Raw genomic sequence first — 7,092 nt, forward strand, 5'->3', positions numbered from 1 at the left:
TTTATTCTGTCCATGCTAGAAAGCGCCCGGGATGGGCACGGAAATCATCTTCCTAATTGTAATTCTTGCCATCACGATATTAGGGTCGCATCTTTGTTCCCTTTCCGAGGCTGTTCTTCTGAGCCTCAGTCCAATTCGTCTTGAAACTTGGGAGCGAGAAAAGAGGTGGTATGCGAAAGGATGGAAACAACTCAAAAAAAATGTCGAAAGCCCGATTTCAGCTATCTTAATTATCAACACTTTATGCAATACAGGTGGCGCGACTCTAGCCGGCCTGCTCTTTTCAAAAATAGCTCAAGATAACGGTGTATATATTTTCTGGTTCACAGTCGCCTTGACGTTGACCATTTTGTATTGCTCGGAAATCATCCCTAAGACCATAGGCGCACTATTTCCTGAGTTTTTTGCACCGGTCCTTCTCAAGCCTCTTGAAATCAGCATACTTGTCCTTACGCCACTTATTAGGTTCAGTCGCTGGCTCACCCAATTCATTCGCTCCTTTTCTCGAGGTCATTCAAGTGAGCGCACCACAGCTATCGATATAGAGGTAATCGCTGAATTAGCGCACGCTCATGACGCAATCGCTTCAGAGCAAGAGTCGATCATCGTCAATGCTGTAAAAATGAGCCAAACTCAATTGCGCGAAATCATGATTCCCGTAGAGAACATTACGTTTTTCAGACTCGATCGCCCCGTCACTGAAAACCTACGTCTCGGTCAACATGCCATGCACACACGATACCCGGTCAGTGCAGACGGCGATCCCAACAACATCCACGGCTACATCAACTATAAAGACCTTATCGGATTTCGAGAGCATGGAGAAGCTCTGAATCTGGCCGCCTTTATTCGTCCGATCCTCACGTTGAGCGAGACGGAAAATCTCACCCAAGCCTTGAAACGGCTCTCCGCACGTCGTCATCACATCGCTCTGATAAAAAATAGCCAAGGCCGCGTAGTCGGAATGATCACTCTCGAAGATTTAATAGAGACGCTCGTAGGCGACATCGATGATGAGTTCGATATCAGTGCCAAAACAGTCATTCCGATTACGGACAACTTGTGGAGAGTCGGAGGCAATTTGAGCCTTAAAGGTGTTGAAAGCGTTCTTCAGGAAGATTTGCCAGAGGATTTCCCCGAGCAGACTCTTGCACAATGGTTGACTGCGCGCTTACCACAAGAAAGCCATATCGGCGCGAGCTATACCTACCGTAATATTCAGTTTAGCGTGCAGCAAGCACGCCGAGGTAAGATCTATCAAGTTGTAATCCACCGAGACTCAGTATCCGATTCCTCTACTTAACGCATGGAACGTAAATGACGCGCTGCTTCTTCCGGCATGATTGGGTTCATAAACACTCCTGTGCCCAGCTCAAGTCCTGCAATTCCGGCTAGCCGCGGCATGATCTTAAAGTGCCAACGGTAACAGCTTTCCCACAAACTCTCCGCTTGTCCCGGCATCGCTCTCAGCGGAGCCGTGTAAAGCACAAGATTGTAACTTGGCCGCTTCAATATCTTTTGCAGACGACTAAGTGATTGTTTCAAGACGTCTGCGCAAGTGTGCAGTTCGTAATCCTGCACAGTGCGAAAATCGCTGCTTTGTCGTCGCGGCACAACCCACATTTCAAAAGAAAAACGGCTGGCATAAGGGCACAAGACAACAAAATCCCGATTTTCAATTACAATACGAATGTCCATGGATAACTCTTGTCGAATCAGATCATCAAAATAGTTTCGCTCATGACGCAAGTAGTATTCACGAGCGTTGTTTAATTCATGAATGAAGACAGGCGGCACAACGGGCAAGCCCATGATTTGTGAATGTGGATGCTTCAGGGAAGCGCCAGCTAAAGGCCCTACGTTTTTGAACGCGACGATGTAACGCATTCTTAAGTCGCGAGTCAGATCAAGCATTCGAGCACGGTAAGCCTGAAGCACTTCAAAAACGCCTTGCGGAGATTGATCATGCAACTCCTTGTTTGGATCCGGGGTTTCCACAACCACTTCGTGAGCGCCGATGCCTGTTAGACAATCATTATGTCCACAGGCTGAAGCTTCGAGTTGACCCTCTACACGAAGCGCGGGATAACGATTCGGCACAACACGGACACGCCATCCAGGGGTGTTCGGCGCACGGCCAGCCTCTCCGATTGCATAAACCTCCGGTGGCGTGAGCTGCTCATGGCCAGGTAAGAAGGCATTCACCTCTTGCATACGGATACCTTCTTCATGAAATTCAAGCGGCCTTCTGACTCGCTCTGGACAAAATATCACCCAATGACGCAACAGAGCATCCCGACGTAGTTCAGACATAGATCATTTCCCTTCCGTGAGTTTTCTTCTCAAAATTTCGTTCATTAACTGCGGATGTGCTTTACCCTTTGTCGCTTTCATAATGTAACCCTTGAAGGCATTGATCGCAGCTTCTTTACCTGCCTTAAAATCTGCCACAGACCGCGGATTGGCCGCGATCGCCTCATCGCATAAGCGCTCAAGCTCAGCAATGTCGCTCATCTGAGTCATCCCTTTGGCTTGCACAATTTTTTCAGGTTCCTCTCCCGATTCAAACATTGCAGCTAAGACCTCGCGAGCCTGCTTAGAATTGATTTTTCCTGAATCCACAAGGTTGGCGAGCTGCGCAAAGTGGGCAGCGGGAATTTTCACCGGCTCCGTTATATCATGCGCGGCGAGATAATCGTTCGTTAAATAATTTGCAACGAGACTCGGCTGTTTGGCTCCTTGAGCAGCAAGCTCGAAATAATCCGCAAAGCTTCGTTCCGAAGCCAGCACGCTGGCTTGATATTCGGATAAACCATAGCGCTCTTGAAAGCGTTTCTTTTTCGCAGCTGGTAGCTCTGGGACTAGAGATTCTGCTTCTTTTAGAAGTCCATCATCCGTTCGGATCGGCATCAAATCTGGATCAGGGAAATAACGATAATCGTGAGCTTGTTCTTTCGTGCGCATGACATACGTCTGCCCTCTAGCGTCATCCCATCGGCGCGTCTCTTGTCGAATTGTTCCTCCTTGGCTTACGATTTGGATTTGTCGATCGATTTCATAAGCTAGCGCGCGCCGAACAGCCGAAATCGAATTCAGGTTTTTAATTTCACACTTTGTCCCAAATGTGGTGGCGCCTGCTGGACGCACGGAGACGTTCACATCGCAGCGCATCTGCCCTTTTTCCATATCAGCGTCGCTGATGTTGCCGTAAATCAATATTTGCTTGAGTGCGGTGAGATAAGCAAAGGCTTCTTCGGGGGTGCGAATGTCAGCTTCTGAAACGATTTCCATAAGGGGCGTGCCCGCGCGATTAAAGTCAATACCGCTGTAGCCCTCAAAATGAAACGATTTGGCAACATCCTCTTCGAGATGTATTCGGTGTAAGCGCACGGAGCGTGGATTTAGAGCTTGTTCTTGTTTCTGTGCATCCTTGGGAAAGGCAAGTGTGTAGAGATCGATCCGACCGCCAAGGCAAAGAGGCTGGTCGTATTGAGAAATCTGATAATTCTTTGGCATGTCGGGATAAAAATAGTTTTTCCGATCAAATTTGCAGGTCTTCGCAATTTCGCAATGTAGCATCAATCCTGTAGCGATCGTTTTCACAATTGCCTCCCGATTCGGGGTTGGCAACGCACCCGGATAACCGAGGCAGACAGGGCACACGTTGGTATTGGGTTCTGCTCCAAATTCGTTTCTGCAACCGCAGAACATCTTTGTGGCTGTCTTTATCTGGACGTGCACTTCAAGGCCGATGACTGCTTCGTAAGGGATCGCACTCATAATGCTTGTTCTTGATTCAATCCAGCGCAATGGGCGGTTTCTCTAAATGCCAGGGAGTGGCACGTTCGTAGGCGTGGGCTACTTTTAAAATCTTTTCTTCCCCCCAGGCTGGGCCGATGAGTTGAAGGCCGACGGGCAGTTTAGGGCGATCTGCTGTTTCTTGAGTAAATCCACAAGGGATGGAAATTCCGCAGATTCCAGCCAGATTCACCGCAATCGTGTAAATGTCTGCCAGATACATTTGCAGGGGATCGCTAGTTTTTTCGCCGATTTTGAATGCTGGAATCGGTGAGGTCGGTGTGGCAATGACGTCGCACAGAGTGAAGGCCTCTTCAAAATCCTTTTTTAGAAGCGCGCGGACTTTTTGCGCCCGATTGTAGTATGCATCGTAGTAGCCTGATGAGAGAACGTAGGTCCCGAGAATGATTCGGCGTTTTACTTCAGGACCAAAACCTTCTTCACGGCTTAGGAAGTAATGTTCCAGCACGTCCTTTGCCTGCGTCGTGCGATGACCATAACGAACGCCGTCGTAGCGAGCGAGATTCGCAGAGGCTTCTGCCGTAGCGATAATGTAATACACAGCGACCGCGTATCGGGTATGGGGCAGGCTAATGGGAATTGCACGCGCACCCAATTTTTCTAGCTCCGCGATAGCCTCACGAATGCGACTTTCTACCTCTGGATCCATCCCTTCCACAAAATACTCTTTCGGCACTCCGATCCGCATGCCTTTTATGTCGCTATTTTTCAAGGTAGGCGCCAGTGGAGCATATTCTCGCCGGGCGGAAGTGTTTTCCATGGGATCATATCCACTGATGACATCGAGTAGGATTGCGGCATCTTCGACTGTTTTTGCAAAGGGACCGATTTGGTCAAGGCTTGAGGCAAAAGCGACAAGGCCATATCGTGAGACTCGACCATAGGTGGGTTTAATTCCAACGCATCCGCAGAGGGCAGCAGGTTGCCGGATAGAGCCGCCGGTATCTGAGCCGAGCGCAGCGATTGCCTCATGTGCAGCGACGACGGCAGCCGATCCACCGCTGGAGCCGCCCGGGATGCGGGTTGTATCCCAAGGATTGCGTGTGATGCCCCATGCAGAGTTTTCGGTTGAAGAGCCCATGGCAAACTCATCCATATTGGTGCGTCCTAGCAGGATAGCTCCTGCTTCTCTGAGCTTGGAGATGACTGTGGCGTCATATGGAGCCACATAGTTTTCCAACATCTTTGAGGAGCAAGTGCAAGGTTGGCCCTTGACGTTGATCACGTCTTTGATCGCAATGGGGATTCCGCCCAGAGGTTTCTCGATATCGACATTTTGAGCCGCTTGGCGTGCTTCTTCGTAGTTTTTGAAGTTGTAGCCTTGGAGAGTCGGATCAATTTTTTCGATTCGAGAGATGAGGGCTTCGACTATTTCGATTGGAGAAACGGATCGAGCTAGAAGATGTCGTCGGAGCGAAGCGATTGTCTCTGTGTGCCATTGCATGGGTAGATTCGCGGTTATTAGGGTTTTAATTATTCAACAACTTTGGGCATGAGGATTAATTCTGACGTATGTAGGGGAGCATTTTGAAGCGCGACCTCCCTAGGGAGGCTGGGGCGGGGTTCGTCGGTTCTGAGATGATTTTCTATAGGGGGCTGCGGCAATCGTTCGATCTTGGATAGATCGACTTCGGAGAGTTGGTTTACATAGTGTAAGACATCGCTGAGTTGCTTTTGGAAGGTGACAGTCTCTTCCGGTGAGAGCTGGATTCGTGCAAGTTGAGCGACGTAGGCGACGTCAATAGAGGCCGTTGATTCATGAGGCATACTCGGCCGCCTTCATAGCTGAGCAACCCACCTTCCGCAATAACAAAGGAAGGTAACCTTCTGTAAGAATTTCTTTAACTACCTGCAGGTCTATGAGGCGTTGCCCTCCTTTTTCAGGATAAATAAGCAAATCTCTGGTGGACAAAAAAAACGCACAGGCGGAAATGCCGATCCGTAGCCGCTCGTCACATAGACTGTGCCCGTATAAGTGCGGATAAAGCCGTAACGATATTTCTGCCCGAACGCACTGGAGATTATCGGCGCACCGAACCCTGGAATATAGACTTGCCCTCCATGGGTGTGTCCAGCAAACGCGAACGAATAATGCACATACTCTCGCAAATGCTCAAAAACGTCCGGATTATGCGTCACCAGCAGCGTGCATTCCTTTGTTGGTTGGTTCAACTCGGCACGATCACTTCGAGGCACTTCTGTATTCACGTCACTAAGGCCGGCCAATCGCAGCGTTTCTCCTTTTCGTATGAGACGCGTAAACGCATTACTGAGATCGGTGATGCCTGCTCGGATCATTCTCTCTCGCGCGTAGCTCAAATTTTCGTGTGCATCGTGATTGCCGAGGACGCCAAAAACACCCTCACGCGCTCGAAGTGCCTTCAAAACTTCGAACACCGAGTCCAGATAATGTCGCACTTTATACCCGTAGTGGACATAGTCCCCTCCGAGCAAGATTATATCAGGATCCAGGCCATGGATGGCCTCTACGGCCTCTTGAATTTTTTCAACCTCGAAATACCACGAGTGATGAAAGTCCGCGATAAAGACCACACGACTTCCTTCCCAAGCCAAAGGCAGATCAGGGAGGAAAAGCGTGTAATGACGCATCACCCATCGGCGCGTCTGGAGCCATGAACAATACCCTCCCCACGGGATGCCGACGCCAGTAGCGATCCAGAAAGCGCGCTTGAGAAACTCACGGCGGTTCATAACATTGCCAGTTCAATCCACTGGCTACGCACTCGGCTACTCATCCTCCTTGCCGTCCTCGATGGGAGCCTGTTGCAAGCTCAACTTCACACTCACGCCATAGAGCAGATGCAACAATCCAAACGTCCCAAACATAAAAAGCAGCGCCGTATTCGTATCACTCAAAACAAACGCACTCCCAAACAACACCACGGCCACCGCCACTAAGCCGCACACCAAAAAAGCCCAGCCCAGACTATAAAGCCCCTGCGGCGCATACGGCGGCAACGAAAGCAACGCAAGCCCATAAAAAAGAATCCAAAACATCGCTATCCAAGTCTGCGGATAGTTCGTTAACATCAACCACAACGGAATCAGAATCCCACAAAGCCCTGCCGGCACACAGCACAAAATCGTCTGCCTGTAACGTTCACTTTTCCTCCAGCTCCAGCCGTATCGCGGGCGAATGAAAACCCAAAATATCCCCGCCACCACCACGGCCCCCATCAACCATGTGCAATAAAAAAAACTACTTGGCACAATCCCATCCACAGACACCTTCCACCAAAGATAACCGACTAC

At 49.6% G+C, this 7,092-nt stretch carries 7 protein-coding genes; 1 reads left to right on the plus strand and 6 read right to left on the minus strand.

Going from position 1 to position 7,092, the window contains the following annotated elements; translation table 11 throughout:
- Positions 1-31 precede the first annotated feature (31 nt).
- Complete coding sequence (locus tag NZM04_00115) at positions 32-1,303, plus strand: hemolysin family protein (GenBank protein MCS7062447.1); 1,272 nt, start codon at positions 32-34, stop codon at positions 1,301-1,303.
- Here the strand turns inward: NZM04_00115 and NZM04_00120 are convergent.
- The 6 genes from NZM04_00120 to NZM04_00145 form a co-directional block, all read right to left on the minus strand.
- Positions 1,300-2,313: a DUF4931 domain-containing protein gene (locus tag NZM04_00120; GenBank protein MCS7062448.1), complete on the minus strand. Its 1,014-nt coding sequence runs from the start codon at positions 2,311-2,313 to the stop codon at positions 1,300-1,302. The genes NZM04_00115 and NZM04_00120 overlap by 4 nt on opposite strands.
- Positions 2,314-2,316: 3 nt before the next feature.
- Positions 2,317-3,780, minus strand: coding sequence for an Asp-tRNA(Asn)/Glu-tRNA(Gln) amidotransferase subunit GatB (gatB, locus tag NZM04_00125; GenBank protein ID MCS7062449.1), 1,464 nt, complete (start codon positions 3,778-3,780; stop codon positions 2,317-2,319).
- A gap of 16 nt (positions 3,781-3,796) precedes the next feature.
- Complete coding sequence (gatA, locus tag NZM04_00130; GenBank protein ID MCS7062450.1) at positions 3,797-5,263, minus strand: Asp-tRNA(Asn)/Glu-tRNA(Gln) amidotransferase subunit GatA; 1,467 nt, start codon at positions 5,261-5,263, stop codon at positions 3,797-3,799.
- A 29-nt stretch (positions 5,264-5,292) separates the two neighbouring features.
- Positions 5,293-5,586, minus strand: coding sequence for an Asp-tRNA(Asn)/Glu-tRNA(Gln) amidotransferase subunit GatC (gatC, locus tag NZM04_00135; GenBank protein MCS7062451.1), 294 nt, complete (start codon positions 5,584-5,586; stop codon positions 5,293-5,295).
- Between the two features lie 90 nt (positions 5,587-5,676).
- A complete protein-coding gene (locus tag NZM04_00140) occupies positions 5,677-6,531 on the minus strand; it encodes a metallophosphoesterase (GenBank protein ID MCS7062452.1) in 855 nt (284 codons plus the stop codon).
- A 36-nt stretch (positions 6,532-6,567) separates the two neighbouring features.
- Positions 6,568-7,092: hypothetical protein (locus NZM04_00145; protein ID MCS7062453.1), on the minus strand; the 525-nt coding region annotated here is incomplete at its 5' end.

The organism is Candidatus Methylacidiphilales bacterium, assembly GCA_025056655.1.
In the GTDB taxonomy this organism is placed as follows: Bacteria; Verrucomicrobiota; Verrucomicrobiia; order Methylacidiphilales; family JANWVL01; genus JANWVL01.

Coding starts and splice junctions, on each gene's coding strand:
- gatC (MCS7062451.1), bottom strand. CDS start 5,586: ATGCCTCATGAATCAACGGCCTCTATTGACGTCGCCTACGTCGCTCAA.
- NZM04_00140 (MCS7062452.1), bottom strand. CDS start 6,531: ATGAACCGCCGTGAGTTTCTCAAGCGCGCTTTCTGGATCGCTACTGGC.
- gatA (MCS7062450.1), bottom strand. CDS start 5,263: ATGCAATGGCACACAGAGACAATCGCTTCGCTCCGACGACATCTTCTA.
- gatB (MCS7062449.1), bottom strand. CDS start 3,780: ATGAGTGCGATCCCTTACGAAGCAGTCATCGGCCTTGAAGTGCACGTC.
- NZM04_00115 (MCS7062447.1), top strand. CDS start 32: ATGGGCACGGAAATCATCTTCCTAATTGTAATTCTTGCCATCACGATA.
- NZM04_00120 (MCS7062448.1), bottom strand. CDS start 2,313: ATGTCTGAACTACGTCGGGATGCTCTGTTGCGTCATTGGGTGATATTT.